Here is a 23,975-nt window from a genome sequence, read left to right on the forward strand (position 1 = left end):
GGACGAAACCAAACCCGGCACGGCTGCCCTATTTTTGCCCCACCACGACCGTAGGAAGGTGATCCAACAGCAACGCCGGAGAACCGCTTGCAAAACTGGATCAGGGCTTTAGCGCTGGCATTGATGCCGATAGCGGCCGCGGCGCAGGATAGTGGGCTAAAAAGCCTGGATACCACCGATGCCGGGCGGGCGTGGATGGCCGTTGGCCGTCTGGATATAAACGGATCGGGGTTTTGCACGGGTACGCTGATCTCACCTACTTTGGTGCTGACCGCCGCGCATTGCCTGTACGACAAAACAACCGGTCAGCGGATCGATCTGTCCGGGGTCGAGTTTTTGGCCGCGTGGCGTCTGGGCCGCGCGTCCGCCTATCGTGCGGCGCGGCAGGCGGTGGTGCATCCGGACTATCGCTATGACAACGAAACTTCGACGGCACGGTTGCGCAATGACATTGCACTGATCGAGCTGTGGCAACCCATTCGCAACACCACTGTGATCCCGTTCGAAACCGGCGATCGCCCCCGTCGTGGGGAAGAGGTGGGCGTTGTCTCGTACGGGCAGGACAGGGCCGAAGCCCCGGCGCTGCAAGAGGTCTGCTCGGTCATGACCCGCCGGTCAGAAGTTCTGGTGATGTCCTGCGATGTCGAGTTCGGCTCTTCGGGCGCGCCGGTTTTTTCCTTTGAGGGTGACCGCCCGCGCATCGTGTCCGTGGTGGCTGCCAAGGCCGAGTTGAACGGCCAGCGCGTTGCCGTCGGAACCCCGGTCGAAGGGTCGCTGCGCCTGTTGCAAGCTGAACTGTCGGCTGGGCGCGGGTTTCTGGCTGCGTCCCCTGAGGGTACATCCAAAAGAAACATTGGCGCGAGGTTCATCAAGCCATGATACGAATTCTGCTGGGCACATTGTTATGTTTGTCTGTCTTGTCGACCGCATCCCATGCGCAAACCGCAAAACGCAAGCTGACGGATCGTGACGACCTTTATGGCTGGGAGGCGGTGGGCCGTCTGGATATCGGCAATAAGGGCTTTTGCACCGGCACGCTGATTGCACGGGATCTGGTTCTGACGGCGGCTCATTGTGCGTTGGATAAGGCCACCGGCCGGCCCTATAAACCCGGAGAAGTGACGTTCCGTGCCGGATTGAGCAACGGTAATTCTCTGGCCGACCGCAAAGTCATCCAGATCGCCACCCATCCGGATTTTGTGGCCAATGCGCCCGTCTCGGCACCGCGAGTTCGCATCGATGTGGCGCTGATGCGTCTGGATGCCCCGGTCCCGCACGGCGTCGCCGATCCGTTTGCGTTGTACGAGGGACGGATCAACGACAACGAGATCAGCGTTGCATCCTACGGGCAAGGCCGATCCGAGGCGATTACGCGCCAGCGTTCGTGCAGCATCCTTCAACGCGGTCGCGGGCTGATCAGCTTTGACTGTGACGTAACCTTTGGGTCTTCGGGGTCGGCCATTCTGGCAAAAAAGGGACCGCGCTGGCAGATTCTGTCGGTTGTATCCGCGGGTGGTTTTGATGGTCGGCGCAAGGTTGGATATGGCATGGAACTGTCTGGGATCGTTTCTGATTTGAAAGCTGACCTGCGCCGAGATGCACCCCAGCCCAAGGCCAAGATCCGCCGGTTGCAGGTGGGGTCGGACAAGTCCAGTTCCGGTGCCAAGTTCATCTCATCCGACGGGTCTTGAACTCGTTCAAAATGCTCCCCATGTGAATTGTACCGGGTCGCCGTGAACGGGGCCTGGTATACTCAATCGCCCGTCCGAACGGAGGGCAAATCGTAGATCGCTCAGATATGAGGATATGACACATGCGTACTTTTGATTTTGCACCGCTGCACCGCGCAACCATTGGTTTCGACCAGATCGCAGACATGATGGACCGCGTTCTGACCAATGACGTGGCTCAGCCCAGCTATCCGCCATACAACATCGAAAAAACCGATGCCGACACCTATCGCATCTCGGTCGCTGTCGCCGGTTTTTCGGAAAATGACCTGTCGGTTGAAGTGAAGGAAAACGCGCTGATCGTCGCCGGTAAGAAAGCCGCCGAAGACCAAGAGCGCAGCTATCTGCACCGTGGCATCGCCACCCGCGCGTTCGAGCGCCGCTTTGCGCTGGCCGACCACGTGCGCGTCACCGGCGCCAACCACGAAAACGGCATGCTGAATATCGACCTGAAGCGCGAGGTGCCCGAGGCCCTGAAACCGCGCCGGATCGAGATCGCATCGGCCAATGCCATTGAAAAGGATGTGGTCGACGCCAAAGCCGTGAACTAAGGCGGTTGACCCACACGCCGCGGCGATCTCCTCCTCTCTGGGTCGTCGCACCATGCGCCCCGCGTTCCTCCAGACGCGGGGCGTTGTTTGTAAGCTCGCTAGTGGCCGCTATGCGGACAAAACTGCTGTTGCTAGTTTCGGCTCCCGCCAACTAGGGTGAAATAGGCTGTCTCTTAGTCGCTGTAGTTGAGATACTTAATGACTGACTTTTGGAAGACTAACGATCATCCGACTGTTGTTTGGGCTAACGGCAGCGAGAATTGGCAAACCAAGCGGATTCAGCCCATCAACCAAAGCTTGTTGGTCGTGGACATAGCTGCTGCAACAAAGGCCTCTGAACCAGAAAGCGTTGGCGGAATTGACGGCGTATACCCCCTTGAAATCAAGCCCGAAAGCGATGAGTTGCGCTTAAGCTTTTATGACTTCGTTGCGTATTCGGTGACTGCTGAAATGTTTGCTCAACAAGGCGATCAAGAAATTTCGGTCGAGGGTTGGCTTCGAATTTTCTCGAAATCATTTTACTTGGAGTTTGTGGAACGAAGTACTTGGGCGACATCAGAATTTCCCGGAGATTTGATACACTATCAGATCAACACGCTTGACCATACGATTGATGTCGTAACTTCGAACCCTCCTGAAATTCTCAAATCTATTTAATGAAGCGAGGTATATAAGGGCTCAAAACAGACATTAATAGAAAAGTCCCACAAATAATTTCGCGGAACCAACCCCAAGCAGGGCTCGAAAGTTGGTTCCTTCGGTTACCGACCCAATCGACCTGAACAGAGTATTGCTGAGGCGCGGGCGGCACCGCCCACTGAAGTATGGTGATGCTTTGGATGCGCTTTTTTGTGGCAAGCGCATCCAAATATGGGATATCGACGGATCAGACCGACATGCAGATGTATTTCATCTCAAGATAGTCTTCCATGCCGTGATGGCTGCCTTCACGGCCAAGACCGGATTGTTTGACGCCGCCGAACGGGCCCAGCTCGGTTGAGATGATGCCCGTGTTCACGCCCACGATGCCGTATTCCAGTGCCTCGGCCACTTTGTAGACGCGGCTCAGGTCCTTGGCATAGAAATAGGAAGCCAGACCAAATATCGTGTCGTTGGCCATGGCGATGACATCATCCTCGTCCTCGAACTTGAACAGAGGGGCCAGCGGGCCAAAGGTCTCCTCTTGCGCGACCTTCATGTCCTGCGTCACGCCGGTGACGATGGTGGGCTGAAAGAAGGTGCCGCCCAGATCATGCGGCAGGCCACCGGTCAGGATAACGCCGCCTTTTTCCGTGGCATCGGCGATGTGTTCGCGCACCTTGGCGACGGCCTCGTCACTGATCAGCGGGCCGGTGGTGATACCCTGGTTCAGGCCGTCGCCGACGTGCAGGGCCTGGGTTGCGGCTTTCAGCTTGGCCGCGAATTCGTCGTATACACCGGCCTGCACATAGATGCGGTTGGCGCAGACACAGGTCTGGCCGTTGTTGCGGAACTTGCACATCATCGCGCCTTCGACGGCCGCATCCAGATCGGCGTCGTCGAATACAATGAAAGGTGCATTGCCGCCCAGCTCCATCGAACATTTCATGACCTGATCGGCGGCCTGACGCAGCAGGATGCGCCCCACCTCGGTCGAGCCTGTAAAGGTCAGCTTGCGCACGCCGGGGTTTTCGCAGAACTCTTTGCCGATCTCGCTGGCCTGAGACGAGGGCACAACGTTGAACACGCCGGCAGGTACGCCCGCCTGTTCCGCCAGCAGCGCAAGCACCAGCGCTGACAACGGCGTTTCCGTCGCCGGACGGGCCACAAAGGCGCAACCTGCGGCCAGCGCCGGGGCCGCCTTGCGCGTGATCATTGCGTTGGGGAAATTCCACGGAGTGATCGAAGCCGCCACACCGATGGGCTGTTTCAGCACGGTGATCCGCTTGTCGCGCTGATGGCCGGGGATGGTCTCGCCATACACACGCTTGGCCTCTTCGCCGAAGAATTCGATGAACGAGGCACCATAGGCAATTTCACCCACGGCTTCAGCCAGCGGCTTGCCCTGTTCGGCGGTCAGGATCTTGCCCAGATCCTCGGCGTTTTCCATCATCAGGTCGAACCAGCGGCGCAGGATTGCAGCGCGTTCTTTGCCGGTCAGCTTGGCCCATTCTTTTTGCGCAGCCTCGGCCTGAGCGATGGCGCCTGCCACCTGCGCCCGGCTGACATCGGCAACCTCGGCCACCACATCCCCGCGGGCCGGGTTGGTCACCGCAAGGGTGCCATTGTCGCCATCCACCCACTGACCGCCAATATAGGCTTTGGTCACCAGCAGGTCAGGGTTTTTCAGAAGGGATTTCAGATCGGTTGTCGCGTCCAGCATGGGTCAGCCTCCGGCAGAAAATTGGTTCAACGCACCCAATCAGGTGGGGTCGGGAATGTCTATGTCCACTATCGCCAGCGGGTCAATCCAGATTTGATCAAATAACCTTCAGTTCAAGGCCGTGCATCACGCCTATCTTTTTCAGGCTGAGTTTGTCAAAGTCTGGAGGAAATTTGGACCCAAGGGGATGTAAACACCCGTAACATTCCCTATCTTATTGGGTAAATAAAGAAAAAAGGGATAGCAGAGATGTCGAACCATCAATTTGATGCCTTGATCGAAGAGACTCAAGCGAAAGTCCGTGAAAGCCAATCACAGATCGAAGGGCTGACATCGCGGATTGAGGCCGCCCGCGCCAAGATCGGCACCACCGAGGCGGATATCGACATCGAAAATGCCACGCTTGAAGACGTGCATGCCCATACTGAGGTGATGAACGCCAATATCGCCGAGCTGATCATGGGTCTGGACGATGTGACCAACGCGTTTTCCAAGGATTTCGACGAGATGCGATCGAAAACCGGGTGGGAATCGTTTGTCGGCATCTTCGCCAAAGCCAAATCCGAGTCGATGCGGCAGGAGCGCATGCGCACCGCCAATATCGACGACAAGCTGCAGGACCTGATCGCCAAATCCGACGTGATCGTCAAGCTGCTGGAAGGGCAGTTGTCGGTGTTGGAGGAGCAGCGGGTAAAGGTTGAGGACAACCTGACCGGCACGCTGGACGACCGTGAGGCGACCGTGGCCGAACTTGAAGCCTTGCGCGCCGAGATTCAGGGCATGGATCCGACGATCATCACGTTGGAGAACAAGATCAGCGTCGAACAGGACGCCGCCGCGCGCACCCAGCTGGAAACCGAACTGGCTGAGCTGAACAAGCAGTACAACGCCAAGGTTCAGGAAGAACAGGTCAAGCTGGCCAAGTCTCAGACGCTGGAGCGTTATATCGAAAAGGGCAAGACCTGGGTCGATTCATTGCAGAACCAGGCGGCGACGCAGATGGTGCTGATCAACAAGCTGCAAACAGACACCCAACAGCGTGTGGTTCTGTATGACGCCCTGACCAAATCGCTGAAAACGGCACAACAGCAGGACGTCGCCCACCGTATTAACGAGATCGGCGTGCAAACCGACCAGGAGGCGCAAACCGCCATGGCCGCCATCGGCACCGCGACCAACCAGAAGATGGCCGACATGCTGGAAGCGCATGAGGATCACATGGTTTTTGCCCGCGACGTTCTGGAGAAAAAGGCCAAGGCGGACGAACGCTTTGCCCGCCGCTTTGCCTCGATTGTCGAGAAGCATGATAAGAATTTGTATGGTGGGTGATGCTCAGAAACCCCGTAATAAAGTACGTCGGAGTTTTAGCAGCGTTAGTCTTGTCGCTTTACTTTGCGTATTTGGCGAAGGACCTTCCAGCATTCCAGCTTGAAGGATTTGCCAAGTACCTTTGGTACATTCCAGCAGCGATATGGACTATTGGTTTCGCGTATCTGTTTGTACAGACTTGGTTTGGTATGGTTTGGGTGTTTGTTTCCATTCTTAAACTCTTGGACGGAATGACAGCAAGTTGGCCCCGATCCATAAGGGATTTGTTTGGTATCCAAGACTTTGGATCTAGAAGAAAATGAACGACCCCACCCAAGACCATGTCGGCCTGACCGACACCTTCGCCTCGCGCCGCTATTTCCGCAAATTCGAGGTTATCACCGTCCACCTCCTGCGCGTGGCTGCGACGATGGAGGCCGAAGGCGCGATCAGCAAGCAAGAGGTGCGGATCGTGTCGCGCTACCTCTCGGGGCTGCTCTACACTTTCCGCGCGCTCAGCATGAAGTACCTGCTGGTCGGGCGCGATACGGGGCGGTTCTTTGGCAGTCTCTCCATGGACAAACGCGACAGCGGGTTTCCGGTTGCCGCCGAGCTGCTGACCATGGCCAATGACGCGCAGCAGGCGCAGGTGCATCTGGAGAACATGCCATCCGAGGCTGACCTGAAGACCGACATGGTGCGCACCATCATCAGCGAACAGGAAATCCCCACCAAACTGCAATTCGCGCTGTCGCAAAGGCTCTATTACGAGGAATTGCTGAAGGGTCAGCTGTTCTGGTCCCGCAACGATCCTGAATGCCACTGGATCGGGAATGAAGGCGAGCGGCGCAAGTTCATGATCCACTGGGCGGTCTATGACAGCCAGATCAACCTGCCGGTCATCTATCTAATGCAGTTGGAGGACAGTGGCAAAACCGCCCTGCCGAAGGATCAGCGTCGCTGGCCCGAAGTTCAGGCGCATCTGATGGCACAATCTCTGGGCGGGTTAAAGCTGGTGACCATCGCCAAGGGCTTCGATCAGGATTTTGATGACCTGCACCCCAAACACCTGCGCCGCATCCACGTGGGCCCGATGTATTCCTCGGCCTATACGGAGCAATCCGGGCCACTGCGGCAGGTGCTGGAAGACGCGCAGGCGCCCGAAGGTCAGGACTGGGCGCTGGCCTGGACCACTGAAGAATTGGAGAGCGAAGACGTGATCGAAGAACGCGCCGGGTGGTTTTCCACCGTCGAACGTGAGGTGTTCGCTTTGGACCCGTTCGGCGGGCAGGGGGCCGAGACCGGTGCCACAAGCACGCAGCGATCCATCATCCTGCCCCAGCGCCCGTTCCAGGTGCTGGCCGAGCGCAACCCGCCGGGATTTGCCGACGTGCGCAAGTTCGTCGTTAGCAAGACCGGGCAGGTGTTGAGATATTGAGGATTTCGCCTTCGGCGAGAGTATTTTTGAAAAGATGAAGCAAGGGCGGTGTTGAGATGAATTTGACGTCTGATCAGATGGAATTGCGTGAAGCGGATATACGCAAACATTATCCGGCGGCGACCGCCTTGCTGAATGGGTTTGAACACGCGCCGCGGATTGCGAAGGCGGTTGATGCGACGGTCGAGCGTTCACCGGGTGTGTCCACGGGGCGGCGGTTTCGGTCCACGACCCCTGGTCTAGTGACAAGGCGTACTGTGCGGGCCGACGGGGTGCATCTGGTTGAACGGATCGAAGCTTCGGATGATGGCGATGCGCTGGTCTCGCCGCCGCAGGCCACTACGCAGCAGGCAATCCGCCGTGCGGTTGCCATTGCGCTGGCGGTGGCTGAAGCCTATGCCGAACAGACACCGCTGGCAGACCTGAAACGCGCGAACCTTGCGGGCGATTTGCCCGCCGCGCGCAAGACCGAGTTTTCGGAATTGCTGACAGCTGAGGCGCTGATCACCTCGCATACTTTCGGCAATGCCTTAGCCTATCTGATGTCCTCGCATCTTGGCGAAACCACTGCTGATATTGGTGAGATCGAAGAGGTCTTGACCGACAACGGTCAACTCGCCCTGCATGGCGCATTGTGGGAACTGGACCAGATGCTGGCCAAACATGCCCCTGACGATGCCTATCTGATCGCGGCCACCAGCGCCTATGCTGAACAGCTAATGGAAAAAGCCGCCCTGCGCGCGCAATCTGCTGGTCATCTGGCCCCGTTCCACAACGCCGCGTGGCATATCGAGGCCGATGATCTGACGATCCGAGGGTTTGAACCCGCCTCGAAGGCCAAATCCACCACCCTGACCATGACGTTCAAGAAACCGAACGAGGTGGTTGGCAACCACATCGCCAAGTATCAGGCGATGAAGCTGGCCAAGATGGTGATGGCCTATGACTTCGACCGCCGCCTGAACCCGTTTGCCGAACTGGGTGGGTTCATCTTTACTTTCATGGGCGACGGCAAACCGGGCACCGGCAAGACCACTCTGATCCAGATGATGGCCGGGCTGATCAATGACTACTGTCAGAACGCAGGCTATCCGTTCCGCTATCAGAACCTGAGCACCGACAATATCGACAGCTATCAGGGCAAATCCGGTCAGAACGCCAAGGCGTTTATCAACACGATCATCGACCCCTCAGTCATTGGGTTTGGCACCATCGACGATATCGACCAACTGGCGGGCAAGCGCGGTGACCGACAGTCGTCAGCTGGGCAACTGGAAATTACCGCCGTATTGATGGAGAGCTTTGCCGGCGCCAACACCGTTGTACGCGGTAACTGCACTTTCGGCATGTTCTCGAACTACCCCGAGAATGTAGACGACGCCCTGCGCCAGCGTGCGGGCGCGCGGTTTCTGGTGGACGGGCCGCAGACGCGCGAGGATTACATCGACATCCTGCACCTGCTGATGGGCCGCAACCACGACATCCCGCTGGGCGAACACGAAGCCTATGCCGCGCAGGAGATCAAGAAGGCCGTCGCCGCCAGTTTCGAAAGCCATTCCCGCCCGCATGAGGATGCTCTGCTGCAGGTCTATGACCGGGTCTCCGGCGATATCGGCCAGATGGACACGATCGCCAAGCTGGGCAGCTACCTCAAGGCGATCCAGCAGGCGGATGAGCGCTTCACTGGCCGCGCGATCAAGAACATCACCGACGCGGTCAAGGTCCGCGCGATGGATTTCGAACTGCCTGACGAATGGATGGAAAACCCCGACCTGTTCCTGTTCCGCGACTACGACACCAAGAAGGCCATGATCGAGGACCTACGCCAGCCGATCACGGTCGAGATGGTGATCCAGGAAATCAACCGCTATGCCGACAGCGAGTTCCGCTATGCCGACAAGAGCGACGAGGTCGCCATCGAAAACGCCGTTCGCGAGATGGGACGGATGGAAGAGGCCAAGCGGCGGTATTTGGACGGGAGGGGTGCTTAACCAATGATCATAGTCACCGCAATAATTGTGACTATCGGCGCCTCAAGTTTCGCGTTGGGTTGGTATGCGTTACCTAGAGTGGATACATTCGCGGCTTCGGTCATACTAGCACTACCCGTCGGGGGATTTATAGCTCCTATGGTTTTGACCGAGGCGTTGGGGATTCTAAATTCTGGCCATTTCGGTGCGGGCATCGGTTACATTCTAATCTATCTTTTCAGCCTGATTAAGTTTCCGTGGATTCTCTTTTGCACAATCCTGCTCTCATCGGGGATGTGTCTGTTTGCGTTACATGTGCGCCAATCTCTAGATTCCTCTCTGTCAAATGAGGATACGGCTCGGGCGCGAATTAAGGAGCAAAGAAAGCTCATGAACGAAGCAACATTAGAAAAGGGTCAAAAGCGGGGATGACACAATGATCCGCCTCATCGAAAAAGGCCTGATGTTCGGCAACCTCGTCCACATCTCCAGCCCGGCTTTGGTCGAGCGGTATAACCGCGCGCTGCAGCCTCTGGCGGGCAAGAGCACGGCGCTGACGGATTTCCATGTCGATATCTCGGGCTATTCGCCGGAGGTGGGGATCGAGCTGGAGGATGAGCTCTACCTCAACCCCAATGGGGTCAACCGGCAGTTCATCCTGCTGACGACCGAGCAGAAACGCAGCCCCCTGCTGAACGTCAAATTCTCGACCTCGCGCGATATCCTGCGTGAATTCATCGAGATGAACGAGGCGCAGCTGTTTGCCCTGACCGCCACAGATGCGGTGGCCGGGGAGATGGTGAACTCGGTCATCAAGCTCACCTCGCCGCGAGACCTACTGAACATCAAAAAGATCGAGATTGAGGCCGACACTGCAGGCGGCACCCTGCGCAAGGCGCAGCAGCTGGCGGGCATGGTCGAACAGTTCAAAACCCAAGAGGACGCCTGGTTCGATGACGTTCTGATCGCCAGGATGATTGAAACCGCCAAGGAAACCGGCGACGTCACCCGCAACCCCGTTCGCCTGCGCCACACCGCGTTTGAGCAACGCAACTTCTGGACGGCGCATTTCGGCGGGCTCTATCTGTTCCCGGATCTGGACCATCCGGCGGCGATCTGCATGGGCAAAAAGCCCGAGGATCTGAAGATCAAATACACGTTCGAGCCGTCGCAGCGAAACCAGATCGCCAAGTTTCTTGACTATAACGACTTGGTCGAACCAATCGTCAAAGCGCGGGGCGTGGATGCCACCGCGATCTTGCAGCAAAAGATGGATTTCCTGACCGTCGATGCGGCGGCGGATGCGGGCGTTGACCTGACGGGGCTGGATCGTGGCGACATGCGGCGGCTGGCCCGTAATCACGCAGACCGCCTGCCCGAGGCTTATCACGGTTTGGGCCAATTACTGCGCTGGGCGAAGGATGGTGGTCCGTGGCCGCGCATCACCTCGGACCATCCGGCCTATTTCTACACGTTGCGGGCCACCGATACGCCGAACCGTGATCTGGTGAACATGCTGCTGGCTGAGCTGGCCCCGCTGGACCCGCGCCAAATGTTCATCTGCCACAAAGAACTGTTTTACAACACCTATGCCGGTTGGCCCGAGACCAAGAAAGCCTATGTTGCCGACTTTCTTGCGCGCGAGTATCAGGTGGACAAGGCGGGCGCCCGCGCTGCGCTGTTCGGGCATGAACCGGACATGAGCGGCAGTGACCGGATTAGCGATGACATCATCGCACGCGTTGGTCCCTGGGGCGCAGTTGGGAGGAATTGAATGCTTGTCGCAATCCGTTTTCTAATTCCACTGCTGATCGTTCTGACCGTGATCTATGTCGGGCTGTCGATCTATTCCCGCCTCGTCCGTCGGCGTAAGTTGATCGCGCATTGGGAAAAAAAAGGGCTGCGCGGTGATCGAGAGGCTTTTCTCGAGCGGGGAATGCGGCAATATGACAAATCGTTCCGCAAGAAACTGCTGCTGGGTGTCTATGTCATCCCGCTTGGGGCCATTGCCCTGCTGATCTATATTACTAATTTCAAATGAGGGCCGGATAGATGGTCTATGTCAAATGGGTATTCATCATCGTGTTTTGGGGGCTTGTTGCCTCGGTGCTGGAATACACCTTGCCACAGCAAGATGTGGTGCGGATCGTAAAAACCGAGGTGCGGCGCGTCGATTTTGGTGAGAACTCGATCTTCTGGGCACAGCAAGATACAGGCCAAGAGGGCGCGCAGACTGTCAACCGAGATGTGCGATTTGTGGAGACCTTCCGCCCGAACGGGAAACCGCGCGTTTATCGCAATGAGGATACCGGCTGGGGCTGGCCGCCCTATTTCAAACTCGACAGTTCGAACCTACAGGCGGAACTGACCAATCTCGTGTCGACTGCGGATAACCCGCAATGGGTGGTTTTGCGCCATTATGGTTGGCGCAATCAGCTTATGTCGATCTTTCCCAATGTGGTCTCGGTGCGCCCGGTGGACAGCCCTGATGTGCGGCTGATCCCATGGTTCAACATCATCTTTCTGACGGTTTTCTTTGCCATCGTCTGGGCTATTTGGGTGCGCTGGCGTCGGTTCCGGCAACGCCGTATCGACCCGATGCTTGAGAATATGGAAGATGGGATTTATGCCGCCGGTGATGCGATCGAAGAAAAGCGCAACGGGTTCCGCCGCTGGCTTGATAGCTGGAAATCCAAGTGATGGCGGGCATCTGATCCCGCCACCTGCTCGGTTCTGTTTGCTTATCGAACTACAAACTCAGCGTGCAATGCCCCGGCGGCCTTGATCGTTTTCAGTATGTCGATCATGTCGCGGGGCGACACGCCCAGCGCATTCAGCCCGGCCACAACCTCGGACAGGGTAGTTGCCTCGGGGATTTCGGCCAACCCAGTGCCCTCTTCTTCTTCGATACCGGCGAAAGTGCGGGGGACCACAACCGTTTCGCCGCGGGCAAAAGGGTTGGGCTGAACTGCGATGGGGGATTCCTCGACTGTCAGGGTTAGATTGCCTTGTGATACCGCGACCCGTGAAATCCGAACCTCTTGCCCCATGACGATGGTGCCCGAGCGCTGATCAACCACGACGCGCGCCTTGGTTTCCGGTTCGACCAGAATGTTTTCGATCCGACCCAGCGCATGCGCAGTTGAAACCGACTGGGTTGCCGCAATGTTGAGTTCCACCGTACCGGAATCCCGCATAATCGCCACTGCGCGGTTGAATTCTGTGTTGATCGCATTCTCAATCCGGCTGGCGGTGGTGAAGTCCGGCTCGCGCAGGGCAAGGCGCATTTGCGTTAAGGTTGACAGGTCAAAATCGATCTCACGCTCGACCCGTGCGCCCGAGGGGATCACGCCGGAGGTCGGCACTCCCTGAACAACCGAAGCAGCCTCACCCTCAGCCACGGCGCCACCGGCCAGAACCGTGCCTTGCGCCACAGCATAGATTTGCCCATCGGCCGCGTTGAGCGGTGTCATGATCAGGGTGCCACCCAACAGGCTTTTGGAATCACCAATGGCCGACACCGTCACGTCGATCTGCCCGCCGACCCGCGCGAAAGGCGGCAGGCTGGCGGTCACCAACACAGCCGCTACGTTTTTAGGGCGAAAATCTTCGCCATTCACGTTGACGCCCAGCCGTTCCAGGATGTTCGACATAATCTCTTCGGTGAAGGGTGAATTGCGCAGCCCGTCGCCAGTTCCGTTCAGCCCGACAACCAGGCCATAGCCGACCAGATCATTGCCCCGCACCCCGTCAAAATCCACAAGGTCCTTCAGGCGGATCGTGCCAGCGGATGCTATCCCGGGCAGCAACATCAGTAGGAAAACAAAAAGCTTCATCTTAGGAAATTCACCAGCGACAGGTTCGCATTGCGAACGGTGACGGAATACAGGCTCTCCAACTGGAACTGGACGGTCTGCAACTGTGCAGCGGTTTCATAGGGGTCCGCAGCGATCAACTTGTTCCTGCTGAATTCAAGGCTGGTCTGCGCGGCGCTGTTGCGCGTGGCCGCCTGTTCGATCCGAGCCTCTGCTGAACCGACCTGAGCGCGCAAGTTCACCACATCGTTCTGGGTGTTGGCCAGATCGACGCCCAACTGTGTAAACAGGGCAGTGCGCTGATCACTCGGCAAGTTCAGAGCATTGTCAGAGACCAACGCCGCAACGGCGATATCCCGTATCGCATCCTTGATCGCGGGGTCGGTGGCTGTGATCGGGATCGTGATGCTTTCATTCTCGGATACCTGCATTGGTGCCAACGCATTGCCCGAGCCCTGGTAGATCACCGCGTCAAAACCGGCGGGGTCGTTGAACCAGTCTTCTGCCGCCTGTCTGATATCCGCCGTTGTGACGTATCCGCTCAGCTCCGTTTCAAGTGCGCTCAACAACGTGTCGGTTGACGGCAGGGGAGAGACATCAGTGGCCGCGCCAGAATACAGGCTGCGTCCACCAGCGCGGGTGTTCAGCGCTGATATGATCGTATCCAACTCGTTCCGGGCCTGAACCGATGCGTTTTCATGGCTGACCGCCTGGTTCGATGTGCCGAAGGACAAAAGGGATGAGGTCAGCTCGGTCACGGACTCGTTAATCGTGGTCAAGCTCAGCTGCATGGCATCCGTGAATAGCCCAGCCTCAGCCGTCGACACCTGATAGGCGTCCAGGCGCGACAGGCTGCGGTCCAGATCCAGCAGATGGGAATAGTCGCCATCCAGCCGACCTGACACATCCTGAACCTTGCCGGTCGACATCTCATAAGACAGGGTTTCGATTTCGTTTCTGAGTTCGGTCGAGCGGGTCCGCAAAGTCATGCCCCGCGCCAGATCGCCAATAGACGTCAAATTCATCATCAGAGCCTCAACAAGGTTTGCATCAATTCATCCACTACCGATATGACCCGCGCGTTCGCGGCATAGGCCTGCTCGATCTCCATCAGGTTCTGCAATTCCTGGTCGGTATCCACGCCCTGCTCCGCCTCGATTCTGGCCATTTCCAGCTGCGCGCTGTTGGCAAAGGTCAGGCGCTGGCTGGCGGTATGAGCGTCCGATCCGGTTCTGGACATCAGCGCCTCGGTCAGATCCGAGGCGCGCATGTCACCGGTGCCAAAGGGCGACCCCGCGACGGGTCGTGCATCGCTGAGAACAGCGCCAAAGGCCTGCAATTGCGTCGCATCGCCCGGATCGCCGGGGGCCACCGCACCAAGCCCGTCGCGCAAGCGCCAGCTGTCACCTCCAGTGTCGGGATCAACAATCGTGTTCAGGCTGATGCGCGAGGCCAGCCCCTCAGGCGCAGTGGCATCGAAGCGGTTGCCGGCATCCGTGAACAGACCGGGATCGGTAGGCAATGCGGTGGGGTCCAGACCGGGTGTTTCGAACCGTTCGATCATATCCCGCGCGACCGAGTCGAGATGAGCCTGTGCCTCAACCGCCAGCTCATCGCGGATTTCAAACTGCGCCATCAGCGCGCCGCCGCGTATCTGGGCGTTGTCTCCGCCGGTGCGCACCGGGTTTCCGTTCATCTCCAACCCCGACAGCAGCCCATTGCCCACCGTCATGTGGGGTTTGGTGTCGCCCGTGGTGGTAAAGGAAAATTCGGCAGCCGCGCCTTCCAGCAGGATCAGGCCACCGTCTGAGTACAGCGACACCTGGTCGTTCGCACGCGGAACCGCGTTCACCGGCACCAGCTCATTCACCTGATCTATCAACACCTGCCGCTGGTCCAGCAGGGCACCAATATCGCCACCCGCATGTTTGACCGACGGAATTTTGGCGTTCAGCTTCACGATATCCTTGAGGGTCTGGTTCAGGCTCTCTACCTGCTTTCCAATGGAGCGATCTGCGTCCGAGCGCAGCTGCCGAACGCCTTCGGACGCCGAATTGAGCGCGCTGGCCAGATCATGGCCCGCGCGGGCCACCTGATCCAGTCGCTCAGAAGAATCTGGCAGGCTGGCAGCGGTGATCAGGCTGCTGTCGAACTCGGCCAACCGATTGGCAAGCGATGTGGGATCGTCAACCGTGCCAACGGCGCCCTCAACACTGGTTTGAAAGCTGGAAACTGCAAATTGGTAGGCCAGTTCCGCATCGGTGGTGCGACGGTTGGCGGTTAGAACCGGGTCCTGATTGCGAATAACGCCTACGGTGCGCACCCCGGTGCCCGAAATCACGTTTGTCGTCAGTTCCAGCGACCTGCGGGCATAGCCGGGCGTCCGCGCGTTGGCGATATTGTCCGACACGACCGAGGTGCCGCGGCTCGAGGCCGTCAGGCCGCTGACGGCGTTGTTGAATGCTGTCGACAAATTCATCAGACAGGCCCCCTTTCCGGGTCAAAACCCAAATCAGCGTTTGATGTTGGTGGTTTCTTGCAGCATCTCATCAACGGTCTGAATCACCGTAGCAGCCGAGGAATAGGCGCGTTGGGTCTGAATCAGCGAAGTCAGCTCGGTCGCGATATCTGTGGTCGATTCCTCGCGCGCGAAAGACACAAGTTCACCTGTTGGACCTTCCCCCGCGTTCCAGAGAAAATATGTGCCGCTTTCCCGTGATGGCGCATAAGTCTGGCTGTCCAGCGCGGTCAGGCCATTGGGGTTGGGCACATCCGCCAGCGGGATCTGGAACATGCGGCGGCTGACACCAGTGTCATAGAACGCATAGACATAGCCATTTTCGTCAACTTGAACGCTGGTCATCGTGCCCACGGCCGACCCGTCGCGTGTGATCGAAACGGGCGCAAAGGTATCGGACAGTTGCGTGATGCCGTCCGCATCGCCGATCTGGCCGATATTGATCTCCATCGGGCCACCCGCGACGTTGACCACAAGGCTGCCGGTTGCCGGGTCATAGGCCCCGCCCGACACGGTGGCGACGCTGGCCAGTGTACCGCCCGCGGTGCGGCTGTCGGTGAACGTCAGCGTGTATTCCCCGATCACCGCCCCGCCCGAGGCTGAGTCGCGCAGCACCATGGTCCATTCATTGCTGCTGCCGGCCCCGGGGACGGTTGGCACAAGTTCGATATCCACGCTTTCGGATTTGCCCAGGTTGTCGAAATATTCAACCGACAGGGGTTGTGTGTCGCCCGGCGACCCGGCTTCGGTGGCCGTTGCGGGCAAGTTCATACGCAGATTCATCTGTGTGGTCGGCGCGCCGGACAGTTGATTGACGCTGAGCTGCACGGGCTCGAGCGCTGCCGGGGTGTCCCGCGGCACCGCGGGAATTGAACCGTCCGGGTTGGCGCGCCAGCCCAGCAGGACCAAGCCGGATTCGGTGACCAGATACCCTTCCTCATTGGTGCGGAAAGAACCGGTCGTGGTCAGTTGCATCTCATTCGAGCCACCCGCGATTTGCGAGCTTGGGCGAACCGGCAGCATGCCTCGGCCGCGTACTGCCAGATCGGTTGAATTGTTGGTCGTCACCAGTGACCCGCGCTGATCGATCAGACGCTGGCTGGTGGTTCTGACCCCGCCCGCCGAGTAGCTGCCGCCCTGACCCGAGGTGACCATCGAATGAAAATCCGTCTCGACCCGCTTGTAGCCGAAGGTCGACGAGTTGGCGATGTTGTCTGAAATAGTAGCCAGCCGGTTGGCGTTGGCCTTCAAAGATGCCACACCGGCATTCAGCGAGGAGGAAATCGTCATTGGCACGCCCTTCTGTTGCGTCAATCGTTGAGGCAACAGCTAACGCACTGCCCCTTAACAGCGCGCTAACAGTTAAAATGCGGCCTATCCTGTGCGTTCAGGTGTCGCGCAGAAAGATGATTTCGATCCGGTTATTGCGCACGGCCATCGGGTTTTCATCGCTCAATTCCCGGTCGGCATGACCGGTCACGCGATCCAGCCGAGAACCCGCAAAACCCTTATCTTCAAGCAGTTGGCGTACCACTTGCGCGCGCGAGGTCGATACATCCCAGGACGGGTCCTGCGCCAGAACCACGGGCGAGGCGCTGACGTGACCCTCGACCGAGACAGCATTTGTCACCAGATCCGAAGATCGCGTCACCAGCAGGGCCAGCGCTCGCATCATCGGGGTCGGTTCATCCGTTCCCGATTCGAACAGCGGCTGATCTTCGGTATCAAACAGCTCAACCACCAGACCTTCGTCAGTGACGCGCGTTACGATATGTTTCAGCACCTTGTCAGACACCATGCTTTCCCCGGTATGCCCCAGAAGCTGCGCCTCAAGCGTCGAGAAGTCCTCGGACATTTCCTTGCCGCCATCGGGATTCACGCCGATCGACCCCCGCGCTTGCCGCGCAATCGTCGGGTGCCGCTTGGTCGCGCCCGAGCCATCCATCACCATGGTCACTTCGGAAAACATGTTGTTGCCGCCAAAAGCCCCATCGCCCCCGCCCGAGACCGGGTTCACCGGTATTGTTGGCGAGAAGTAATCTGCCAGCCCTTTGCGTTGTTTCTCAGTCGTTGCATTCAGCAGCCACATCAACATGAAGAACGCCATCATGGCCGTGACAAAGTCGGCATATGCGACTTTCCACGCGCCGCCGTGGTGACCATCGCCACCTGACACACGTTTCTTCTTGATGATGATTGGCGCCGCATTGGATTGCGCACCCATCTCCACCACCTTTTCTATCACCCGACTACAGGCGTAGCGGGGCAGGTCTTAAGGTGGGCTTAACACTTAAAACTGTCCTGATTTCGCTAGCGCGGCAAGTTGGCGTTGGCCCGCCGCAGGATCAGTTGCAGGCGGTTGAAGCTGTTTTTGATTCCATCCGGTTCAGATTTGCCAAAGAACGCGTCCAGTTCCTCATGCACGCGCACGGCCTGATCCAGCAGCGGGTCTGCGCCTTCGGCATAAAGCCCGGCCTTGATCATGACTTCGGATTGTTCATAGCTGCCGACCAGTTTGCGGGTTTCCGAGATCAATTGGTTTTCCTCTGCGGTCGCCGCCCCCGGCAGGCTGCGCGATACCGAACTGCTGAGGTCAATGGCCGGAAACCGCCCGCGCTCGGCAATGTCGCGGCTCAGCACGATATGCCCGTCCAGAACCCCGCGCAGGATGTCAGCCACTGGTTCATCCATATCCGAACCCGCGACCAGAACGCTGAACACGGCGGTGATATCACCTTGGTCCGCCGCTCCGGGACCCGCGCGTTCACACAACCCGGCAATCAGCGGCGTGACCGAAGGTGGGAAGCCCCGCAACGAAGGCGCTTCGCCCATGGCAACGGCGATTTCGCGGTGCGCCTCGGCAAATCGCGTCACCGAATCGGCCAGAAACAATACGTTCAGCCCCTGATCGCGCAGATACTCGGCCACCGACATGGCCGACCAGGCGCAACGCCTGCGGGCAAGTGCCGATTGATCAGATGTGGCCGCGACAACGACCGAGCGTTTCATCCCCTCTGCCCCCAACGCATGTTCGACAAACTCGTTTACCTCCCGCCCGCGTTCGCCCACCAATGCCACGACAACGGCATCCGCCTGCATTGATTTCGCGAGCGTTGCCAGCAAGGTGGATTTTCCGACGCCCGATCCGGCGAACAGACCGATGCGCTGACCCTGGACCACGGGCAGCATCGTGTTGAGCATCGCTAAACCGGTCTCCATCCGTGCGCCCAGCGGTTTACGTGCCACAGCGGGGGGCGGGGCACGCATGATGTCCTGCTCATATGCGCCCGAAAGCAGAGGTTTCCCGTCCAGCGGTTTGCCAAAGGGATCGACCAGGCGCCCCAGCCAGTGCATGCCGGGTGCGAAAGCGGGTGTCTGGTCCAGAATCACCCGGTCACCCAGGCACACCCCATCCGGCGCGGTGGTTGGCATCATGTGAATACCGTCGGCCTCGACATGCAGCACTTCGCCCGGCAGATCCGGGCCATTACGACGCCGCAATGTCAGGTGGTCACCGATTCGCGCCTGCCCTTCAAGCCCTTGTATTTCAATGACTCCGCGTGCCACGCCGGTAACGCGTCCCATATGGCGCACAGCAGACAGACGGTCGAATTCACACTTCAGAAGCATCGGGTCGAGATCGGACATCGTGGGTTCTCCAACGGGTTTCTGCAAACGCTTTCTAAAGGAATCGGGGTTAAGCCTTGATTGAAATTGATCGAGGGAGAAGCCCCGATGTTCTATGACCTGAACGTCTTTAAGGCAGCGTACGCAATGGCAACCCATGCCGGGCAACGGCAGGCAGTGATTGCGCGCAACATGGCCAATGCAGATACGCCCGGCTATCAGCCCCGAGATATCGAGGGTTTTCAGAAAGCATTCGAAAAATCAGACCGTCAGGTTTCGATGACCGCCACCCGCGCGGATCATCTGAACGGCGCCACCGCCCCACAGCCCTGGGCCGAGTTTGAGGTTGCGCCGTCAGGCGATCCAAACGGCAATGGAGTGTCTGTCGAGGAAGAGATGTTCAAAGCTGTCGAGGTCAAGCGCCAGCATGACCGCGCGCTGACCATCTACAAATCCTCGATGAACATCCTGCGCAGCAGCCTTGGCCGGTCATAAGGAGTGTAAGACATGAGCGATTTTTCCCATTCCCTAGCCGCCTCAACCAATGCTCTGCGTGCGCAATCAGCCCGCCTGCGGCATGTGTCCGAGAATATCTCGAACGCCGATACGCCAGGATATCGCCGCAAAACTGTGCCGTTTGAGAGGGTGCAAAAAAACGGACAAGAGGTGGTGCAGGCCGGGCGCGTCAAACTGGATCGCCGCGAGGGTTCGCGCATTTATGACCCCGGTCACCCGATGGCGGATGAAACCGGCCATTACCGTGGCTCGAATGTCGATCTGATGATCGAAATCGCAGACGCACGTGAGGCGCAGCGCAGCTATGAGGCCAATCTCAAGATGTTCGACCAGTCACGCCAGATGTCGTCGAGCTTGATGGAACTTCTCAGAAAATAAAGGACACCAGAATGGATATCCGATCCCTGACCGCGGCACAAAACTACGCTGTCGCTCGCCCGGCCACGCAGGCCGATCCTGATCACGCCGGATTGGCGCAAGGGCTGCGCAGAACGTTTCAGGACTTTACAGCGACGCTGAAGCATTCCGAGCAAATGTCGCAGGCCGCCATGACCGGCCAGGCCGATCCCCACGCTCTGGTACAGGCACTGGCACAGACCGAGCTGGCCGTGGAAACGGCGGTCATTGTCCGCAACAAGGTGGTCGAGGCGTATCAGGAAATCCTGCGGATGCCGGTCTGATCGGATGCTCAGCGAAGGTCTCTTCTATGACATTGTGCGCCAGGCGCTGTGGGTCGCGGTCATTACCTCGGTTCCTATCCTGGCGGTGGCGCTGGTGTCGGGCCTGATCGTGGGTCTGTTTCAGGCGCTGACCTCGGTACAGGAAATGACACTGACCTTCGTGCCCAAGCTGATCGCCATCGTCATCGTGTTCTGGATCTCGATGGGGTTCATGACCCAGACGCTGGTGACGTTTTTCACCACAACCCTCATCCCATTGATCGCCGGAGGTCGCTGATGGATACCGCCTATACCACTTTGTCCCGTCAATCGGGCCTGATGAATGAAATGCGGCTGGTGGCGAATAATATCGCCAATGCCAACACCACCGGATATCGCGCGCAGGGTCTGGTGTTTTCCGAGTTTGTCCGCGACTTGCCGGGCAACCCGTCCCTGTCCATGGCACGGGCCGAGGCGCGCAACACTTCATTGCAGCAGGGCCTGCTGACGGAAACCGGCGGCCAGTTTGATTTTGCCATCGAAGGTGATGGGTTTTTCATGGTCGAAACGCCATCCGGCAACAGGCTGACCCGGGCCGGAGCGTTCTCACCCAGTGCCGAGGGTGATTTGGTCACGATGGACGGCCACCGGGTGCTGGACAGCAACGGCGCACCTGTTTTCATCCCGCCGGATGCTGCGTCGATTGACGTTGGCAGCGATGGCACACTGAGTATCGAGGGGCAATTGCTGGGGCAGATCGGCGTCTATCGTGTGGCCGATCCCAAAACGCTGGTGCGTGAAGGCAGCACGCAGTTCCGCGCCGAGGGCGAAATTGACCCGGTCGAAAACCCAGTGGTGCTGCAGCGTTTTCTCGAAGGGTCCAACGTCAATGCGGTCGAGCAGGTGACCCGGCTGGTGGAAATCCAGCGCGCCTATGAGCTGGGCCAAAGCTTTCTGGAAGCCGAAGACGAACGTCTGCGCGGCGCGCTCAAGGCGCTGATGCGTTGATTTGTGAAAAGGAGATTTTGACATGCGAGCATTGAAAATCGCGGCTACGGGCATGGCCGCGCAGCAGATGCGGGTCGAGACGATCTCGAACAATCTGGCGAACACGAACACTACTGGCTACAACGCCCGCCGGGCTGAGTTCGCGGATTTGCACTATCAACAAATGGCGCGGGCCGGGGCGGTGAACGCCAATGACGGCACCGTTCTGCCCACCGGTATTCAGCTGGGTCTGGGTGTGCGTCCGGCGGCTGTCACGGTGCAACTGGCGCAAGGCGGATTGTCGGCCACCGGGAGCGATCTGGACGTGGCCATCGAAGGGCGTGGTTATCTTGAAGTAACGCTGGCCAATGGTCAGTCGGGCTATACCCGCGATGGCAGCCTGAAACGGTCCGCAGAGGGGCTGATCGTCACATCAGACGGGTTTGCCGTCGCGCCCGAGATCACCATTCCTGACGATGCCCGGTCGATCTCGATCAACGCTGCGGGCGAAGTTTATGCCTATTTCGACGACAAGGCAGACGGGCAGCTGTTGGGTGAGCTGACGCTGGCCAGTTTCTCGAACGCCAAGGGGCTTGAGGCGATTGGCAGCAATCTTTTCAAGGAAACCGAAGCCTCAGGCGCACCCGTGGTCGGCACACCGGGTGAGGATGGTCTGGGCACGCTGCGGCAAGGCTATCTTGAGGACAGCTCGGTCGATGCGGTGCGTGAAGTGACCGAACTGATCGAGGCGCAACGGGGATATGAGATGAATGCCAAGGTCATTTCCGCCGTCGACCAGATGATGGGCGCAACCACACAGGTGCGGTGATGCGTTTTCTGGTTTTGATGTTGGCCCTTTTGGTGCCGGCCTCGGTACAGGCCGATATCGTCGTGCCGACCCGCACTATTCGCGCCAAGGAAATCATCTCGGCGACTGATCTGGAGCTTAAGGCCCAGCAGGTGCCCGGCGCGATAACCACGCCTGAGTTTCTGATCGGGCAAGAGGCCCGCGTCGCGCTGTATCCCGGACGCCCGATCCGTGAAGGCGATGTGGGTCCACCGGCCCTGGTGGATCGCAACGATCTGGTTGTCCTGATCTTTGACCGCACACCGCTGTCGATCACAGCAGAAGGCCGCGCGCTGGGTCGTGGGGCCGCCGGGGATCGTATCCGGGTCATGAACCTGTCCTCCCGTACCACTGTGACGGGCCTTATCCGGCCCGACGGCCAAATCGAGGTAAAATGATGTCGCAACTTTCGAAATCTCTGTTGTTTGCCATTCTGGCGGTGTCAGCCTGCGGGCGCTTGGATCATCTGGGCAAACCGCCAAGCTTCACTCCGAACGAGGATTCCCCCGAACATGTCGCGATGTTGTGGCCGGGCCTGCCTTTGCACACCCAGCCGCAGCGCAATGTCGACCGGTCCTCACTATGGAGCGGTGGGCAACAATCGCTGTTGGGCGATCAGCGGGCGATCAAAAAGGGCGATATCCTGACGGTCGTGATTGAGCTGGACGAAAAGGCCGAGTTTTCGAACGACACGGAACGCTCGCGATCTGCTTCGGAAAGCCTTGGCATCGTCGGCCTGTTTGGCCTGCCACAGCGCGCGGCGGATCATCTGCCGGAAGGGGCGTCGCTGGCGGACGCGGTCGAGATCGATTCCGCCTCAGAAAGCACGGGCGAAGGATCGGTTAAGCGCAAGGAAAAGCTGACGCTGCGTGTGGCCGCGACCGTGATCGACGTGCTGCCAAACGGGGTACTGTCGATTTCGGGCTCGCAGGAACTGCGCGTCAATTTCGAACTGCGCGAGCTTTTGGTGACGGGCTACGTGCGACCACAGGATATCTCGCGCAAAAACGAGATCACTTATGACAAGATCGCCTCGGCCCGCGTGTCTTATGGCGGGCGCGGACAGATCACTGACGTGCAGCAGCCGCGTTATGGCCAGCAGATCTTGGATGCTGTGCTGCCGTATTAAGGAGCGGATGTGATGAAGAAACTTCTACCCGTCGTATTCTTGCTGATCGGTCTGGGGGCCGGTATCGGTGCCGGAGTTGTGTTTGCGCCCTCCGGTGAACCGAAAGAGGCCGCAAAACAGGAAAAACCCAAGGCCAAGGCGGAAAAACCCAAAGAGACATCCGCCAAGAAAAAGGACACGCAAAGCGACTATGAATACCTCAAACTGACCAAGCAGTTTGTGGTGCCCGTCGTCGATGCGGACCGGATCGCGGCGTTGGTCACCATGTCGCTGAGCCTTGAAATCACTCCTGGCATGACCGAAGCTTTCTACGCGCTTGAACCCAAATTGCGCGACGGTTTTTTGCAGGTCATGTTTGATCACGCCAATACCGGTGGTTTTGATGGTGCATTCACTGAATCGGACAATATGAGCGTTCTGCGCAAAGCGTTGCTGGAGACAGCGCGCAAGGATTTGGGCGATGATGTGTTTCAGGTTTTGATCATGAGCGTCAACCGTCAGGACGTTTGATTCTGACG

26 protein-coding genes are annotated in these 23,975 nt (G+C 58.5%); 19 read left to right on the top strand and 7 right to left on the bottom strand.

From position 1 onward, the window contains the following. Window positions 1–123 precede the first annotated feature (123 nt). From ACR0LY_RS14455 to ACR0LY_RS14470, 4 genes are all read left to right on the top strand, one after another. Window positions 124–879: a trypsin-like serine protease gene (locus ACR0LY_RS14455; protein WP_170351941.1), complete on the top strand. Its 756-nt coding sequence runs from the start codon at window positions 124–126 to the stop codon at window positions 877–879. Then, window positions 876–1,691 carry a trypsin-like serine peptidase gene (locus ACR0LY_RS14460; RefSeq protein WP_170351868.1) on the top strand — a complete coding sequence of 272 codons (816 nt, stop codon included), beginning with the start codon at window positions 876–878 and terminating at the stop codon, window positions 1,689–1,691. The genes ACR0LY_RS14455 and ACR0LY_RS14460 overlap by 4 nt, the downstream gene beginning before the upstream one ends. Before the next feature lie 122 nt (window positions 1,692–1,813). Then, the gene (locus ACR0LY_RS14465; protein ID WP_170351869.1) at window positions 1,814–2,281 is read left to right on the top strand and encodes an Hsp20 family protein; all 468 of its coding nucleotides are present in this window, start codon (window positions 1,814–1,816) and stop codon (window positions 2,279–2,281) included. 198 nt (window positions 2,282–2,479) lie between these two features. Next, window positions 2,480–2,938 (top strand): hypothetical protein, encoded by a 459-nt coding sequence (locus tag ACR0LY_RS14470; protein WP_170351870.1) that lies wholly within the window; start codon window positions 2,480–2,482, stop codon window positions 2,936–2,938. Between the two features lie 229 nt (window positions 2,939–3,167). Here ACR0LY_RS14470 and ACR0LY_RS14475 read toward each other — a convergent pair whose 3' ends face one another. Beyond that, window positions 3,168–4,643 (bottom strand): NAD-dependent succinate-semialdehyde dehydrogenase, encoded by a 1,476-nt coding sequence (locus ACR0LY_RS14475; RefSeq protein WP_170351871.1) that lies wholly within the window; start codon window positions 4,641–4,643, stop codon window positions 3,168–3,170. A gap of 249 nt (window positions 4,644–4,892) precedes the next feature. Between ACR0LY_RS14475 and ACR0LY_RS14480 the strand changes: the two genes are divergently transcribed. From ACR0LY_RS14480 to ACR0LY_RS14505, 6 genes are all read left to right on the top strand, one after another. Next, window positions 4,893–5,972 (top strand): coiled-coil domain-containing protein, encoded by a 1,080-nt coding sequence (locus ACR0LY_RS14480; RefSeq protein ID WP_170351872.1) that lies wholly within the window; start codon window positions 4,893–4,895, stop codon window positions 5,970–5,972. A gap of 298 nt (window positions 5,973–6,270) precedes the next feature. After that, a complete protein-coding gene (locus ACR0LY_RS14485; RefSeq protein ID WP_170351873.1) occupies window positions 6,271–7,389 on the top strand; it encodes a hypothetical protein in 1,119 nt (372 codons plus the stop codon). A gap of 56 nt (window positions 7,390–7,445) precedes the next feature. Beyond that, on the top strand, window positions 7,446–9,380 hold the full coding sequence (locus tag ACR0LY_RS14490) for an AAA family ATPase (RefSeq protein WP_170351874.1): 1,935 nt from the start codon (window positions 7,446–7,448) through the stop codon (window positions 9,378–9,380). 415 nt (window positions 9,381–9,795) lie between these two features. Further along, a complete protein-coding gene (locus tag ACR0LY_RS14495; protein ID WP_170351875.1) occupies window positions 9,796–11,133 on the top strand; it encodes a DUF6638 family protein in 1,338 nt (445 codons plus the stop codon). Beyond that, window positions 11,134–11,400 (top strand): hypothetical protein, encoded by a 267-nt coding sequence (locus tag ACR0LY_RS14500; protein ID WP_170351876.1) that lies wholly within the window; start codon window positions 11,134–11,136, stop codon window positions 11,398–11,400. Window positions 11,401–11,411: 11 nt separating this feature from the next. Beyond that, entirely contained in the window at window positions 11,412–12,059 is a 648-nt protein-coding gene (locus tag ACR0LY_RS14505; protein ID WP_170351877.1) for a DUF1523 family protein, read from the top strand. Between the two features lie 41 nt (window positions 12,060–12,100). Here ACR0LY_RS14505 and ACR0LY_RS14510 read toward each other — a convergent pair whose 3' ends face one another. From ACR0LY_RS14510 to ACR0LY_RS14535, 6 genes are all read right to left on the bottom strand, one after another. Continuing rightward, on the bottom strand, window positions 12,101–13,195 hold the full coding sequence (locus ACR0LY_RS14510) for a flagellar basal body P-ring protein FlgI (RefSeq protein WP_170351878.1): 1,095 nt from the start codon (window positions 13,193–13,195) through the stop codon (window positions 12,101–12,103). Next, the gene (locus ACR0LY_RS14515; RefSeq protein ID WP_170351942.1) at window positions 13,192–14,199 is read right to left on the bottom strand and encodes a flagellin; all 1,008 of its coding nucleotides are present in this window, start codon (window positions 14,197–14,199) and stop codon (window positions 13,192–13,194) included. The genes ACR0LY_RS14510 and ACR0LY_RS14515 overlap by 4 nt, the downstream gene beginning before the upstream one ends. Window positions 14,200–14,201: 2 nt before the next feature. Further along, window positions 14,202–15,653, bottom strand: a complete 1,452-nt coding sequence (flgK, locus tag ACR0LY_RS14520) for a flagellar hook-associated protein FlgK (RefSeq protein ID WP_170351879.1) — start codon at window positions 15,651–15,653, stop codon at window positions 14,202–14,204. A 33-nt stretch (window positions 15,654–15,686) separates the two neighbouring features. Beyond that, on the bottom strand, window positions 15,687–16,982 hold the full coding sequence (locus ACR0LY_RS14525; RefSeq protein ID WP_170351880.1) for a flagellar hook protein FlgE: 1,296 nt from the start codon (window positions 16,980–16,982) through the stop codon (window positions 15,687–15,689). A 97-nt stretch (window positions 16,983–17,079) separates the two neighbouring features. Further along, window positions 17,080–17,916, bottom strand: coding sequence for a flagellar motor protein MotB (locus ACR0LY_RS14530; RefSeq protein WP_170351881.1), 837 nt, complete (start codon window positions 17,914–17,916; stop codon window positions 17,080–17,082). A gap of 86 nt (window positions 17,917–18,002) precedes the next feature. Beyond that, a complete protein-coding gene (locus tag ACR0LY_RS14535; protein WP_438826489.1) occupies window positions 18,003–19,322 on the bottom strand; it encodes a FliI/YscN family ATPase in 1,320 nt (439 codons plus the stop codon). Between the two features lie 105 nt (window positions 19,323–19,427). Here ACR0LY_RS14535 and ACR0LY_RS14540 point away from each other — a divergent pair, with 105 nt between their 5' ends. Genes ACR0LY_RS14540 through ACR0LY_RS14580 form a run of 9 tightly spaced genes read left to right on the top strand, consistent with a single transcriptional unit; the run spans window position 19,428 to window position 23,967 of the window. Continuing rightward, a complete protein-coding gene (locus ACR0LY_RS14540) occupies window positions 19,428–19,814 on the top strand; it encodes a FlgB family protein (RefSeq protein WP_170351943.1) in 387 nt (128 codons plus the stop codon). Window positions 19,815–19,826: 12 nt separating this feature from the next. Continuing rightward, a complete protein-coding gene (gene flgC / locus ACR0LY_RS14545) occupies window positions 19,827–20,213 on the top strand; it encodes a flagellar basal body rod protein FlgC (protein WP_170351883.1) in 387 nt (128 codons plus the stop codon). Between the two features lie 11 nt (window positions 20,214–20,224). Next, window positions 20,225–20,515 carry a flagellar hook-basal body complex protein FliE gene (gene fliE / locus ACR0LY_RS14550; protein ID WP_170351884.1) on the top strand — a complete coding sequence of 97 codons (291 nt, stop codon included), beginning with the start codon at window positions 20,225–20,227 and terminating at the stop codon, window positions 20,513–20,515. A gap of 4 nt (window positions 20,516–20,519) precedes the next feature. Continuing rightward, window positions 20,520–20,792 (top strand): flagellar biosynthetic protein FliQ, encoded by a 273-nt coding sequence (locus tag ACR0LY_RS14555; protein WP_058282142.1) that lies wholly within the window; start codon window positions 20,520–20,522, stop codon window positions 20,790–20,792. Beyond that, window positions 20,792–21,502, top strand: a complete 711-nt coding sequence (locus tag ACR0LY_RS14560) for a flagellar hook-basal body complex protein (RefSeq protein WP_170351885.1) — start codon at window positions 20,792–20,794, stop codon at window positions 21,500–21,502. The genes ACR0LY_RS14555 and ACR0LY_RS14560 overlap by 1 nt, the downstream gene beginning before the upstream one ends. Before the next feature lie 22 nt (window positions 21,503–21,524). After that, window positions 21,525–22,310: a flagellar basal-body rod protein FlgG gene (gene flgG, locus ACR0LY_RS14565; protein ID WP_170351886.1), complete on the top strand. Its 786-nt coding sequence runs from the start codon at window positions 21,525–21,527 to the stop codon at window positions 22,308–22,310. Further along, window positions 22,310–22,726 (top strand): flagellar basal body P-ring formation chaperone FlgA, encoded by a 417-nt coding sequence (flgA, locus tag ACR0LY_RS14570; protein WP_170351887.1) that lies wholly within the window; start codon window positions 22,310–22,312, stop codon window positions 22,724–22,726. Before flgG ends, flgA begins: the two co-directional genes overlap by 1 nt. Next, the gene (flgH, locus tag ACR0LY_RS14575) at window positions 22,726–23,457 is read left to right on the top strand and encodes a flagellar basal body L-ring protein FlgH (RefSeq protein WP_438826490.1); all 732 of its coding nucleotides are present in this window, start codon (window positions 22,726–22,728) and stop codon (window positions 23,455–23,457) included. Before flgA ends, flgH begins: the two co-directional genes overlap by 1 nt. Before the next feature lie 9 nt (window positions 23,458–23,466). Further along, complete coding sequence (locus tag ACR0LY_RS14580; RefSeq protein WP_437440775.1) at window positions 23,467–23,967, top strand: flagellar basal body-associated protein FliL; 501 nt, start codon at window positions 23,467–23,469, stop codon at window positions 23,965–23,967. The last annotated feature ends 8 nt before the right edge of the window (window positions 23,968–23,975 follow it).

The sequence above is a fragment of the Ruegeria sp. BC5 genome (assembly GCF_056539205.1).

What these genes read in the sequence shown, in the direction of transcription:
- ACR0LY_RS14455 (WP_170351941.1), top strand. Translation starts at nt 124, where the DNA reads ATGCCGATAGCGGCCGCGGCGCAGGATAGTGGGCTAAAAAGCCTGGAT.
- ACR0LY_RS14460 (WP_170351868.1), top strand. Translation starts at nt 876, where the DNA reads ATGATACGAATTCTGCTGGGCACATTGTTATGTTTGTCTGTCTTGTCG.
- ACR0LY_RS14465 (WP_170351869.1), top strand. Translation starts at nt 1,814, where the DNA reads ATGCGTACTTTTGATTTTGCACCGCTGCACCGCGCAACCATTGGTTTC.
- ACR0LY_RS14470 (WP_170351870.1), top strand. Translation starts at nt 2,480, where the DNA reads ATGACTGACTTTTGGAAGACTAACGATCATCCGACTGTTGTTTGGGCT.
- ACR0LY_RS14475 (WP_170351871.1), bottom strand. Translation starts at nt 4,643, where the DNA reads ATGCTGGACGCGACAACCGATCTGAAATCCCTTCTGAAAAACCCTGAC.
- ACR0LY_RS14480 (WP_170351872.1), top strand. Translation starts at nt 4,893, where the DNA reads ATGTCGAACCATCAATTTGATGCCTTGATCGAAGAGACTCAAGCGAAA.
- ACR0LY_RS14485 (WP_170351873.1), top strand. Translation starts at nt 6,271, where the DNA reads ATGAACGACCCCACCCAAGACCATGTCGGCCTGACCGACACCTTCGCC.
- ACR0LY_RS14490 (WP_170351874.1), top strand. Translation starts at nt 7,446, where the DNA reads ATGAATTTGACGTCTGATCAGATGGAATTGCGTGAAGCGGATATACGC.
- ACR0LY_RS14495 (WP_170351875.1), top strand. Translation starts at nt 9,796, where the DNA reads ATGATCCGCCTCATCGAAAAAGGCCTGATGTTCGGCAACCTCGTCCAC.
- ACR0LY_RS14500 (WP_170351876.1), top strand. Translation starts at nt 11,134, where the DNA reads ATGCTTGTCGCAATCCGTTTTCTAATTCCACTGCTGATCGTTCTGACC.
- ACR0LY_RS14505 (WP_170351877.1), top strand. Translation starts at nt 11,412, where the DNA reads ATGGTCTATGTCAAATGGGTATTCATCATCGTGTTTTGGGGGCTTGTT.
- ACR0LY_RS14510 (WP_170351878.1), bottom strand. Translation starts at nt 13,195, where the DNA reads ATGAAGCTTTTTGTTTTCCTACTGATGTTGCTGCCCGGGATAGCATCC.
- ACR0LY_RS14515 (WP_170351942.1), bottom strand. Translation starts at nt 14,199, where the DNA reads ATGAATTTGACGTCTATTGGCGATCTGGCGCGGGGCATGACTTTGCGG.
- flgK (WP_170351879.1), bottom strand. Translation starts at nt 15,653, where the DNA reads ATGAATTTGTCGACAGCATTCAACAACGCCGTCAGCGGCCTGACGGCC.
- ACR0LY_RS14525 (WP_170351880.1), bottom strand. Translation starts at nt 16,982, where the DNA reads ATGACGATTTCCTCCTCGCTGAATGCCGGTGTGGCATCTTTGAAGGCC.
- ACR0LY_RS14530 (WP_170351881.1), bottom strand. Translation starts at nt 17,916, where the DNA reads ATGGGTGCGCAATCCAATGCGGCGCCAATCATCATCAAGAAGAAACGT.
- ACR0LY_RS14535 (WP_438826489.1), bottom strand. Translation starts at nt 19,322, where the DNA reads ATGCTTCTGAAGTGTGAATTCGACCGTCTGTCTGCTGTGCGCCATATG.
- ACR0LY_RS14540 (WP_170351943.1), top strand. Translation starts at nt 19,428, where the DNA reads ATGTTCTATGACCTGAACGTCTTTAAGGCAGCGTACGCAATGGCAACC.
- flgC (WP_170351883.1), top strand. Translation starts at nt 19,827, where the DNA reads ATGAGCGATTTTTCCCATTCCCTAGCCGCCTCAACCAATGCTCTGCGT.
- fliE (WP_170351884.1), top strand. Translation starts at nt 20,225, where the DNA reads ATGGATATCCGATCCCTGACCGCGGCACAAAACTACGCTGTCGCTCGC.
- ACR0LY_RS14555 (WP_058282142.1), top strand. Translation starts at nt 20,520, where the DNA reads ATGCTCAGCGAAGGTCTCTTCTATGACATTGTGCGCCAGGCGCTGTGG.
- ACR0LY_RS14560 (WP_170351885.1), top strand. Translation starts at nt 20,792, where the DNA reads ATGGATACCGCCTATACCACTTTGTCCCGTCAATCGGGCCTGATGAAT.
- flgG (WP_170351886.1), top strand. Translation starts at nt 21,525, where the DNA reads ATGCGAGCATTGAAAATCGCGGCTACGGGCATGGCCGCGCAGCAGATG.
- flgA (WP_170351887.1), top strand. Translation starts at nt 22,310, where the DNA reads ATGCGTTTTCTGGTTTTGATGTTGGCCCTTTTGGTGCCGGCCTCGGTA.
- flgH (WP_438826490.1), top strand. Translation starts at nt 22,726, where the DNA reads ATGTCGCAACTTTCGAAATCTCTGTTGTTTGCCATTCTGGCGGTGTCA.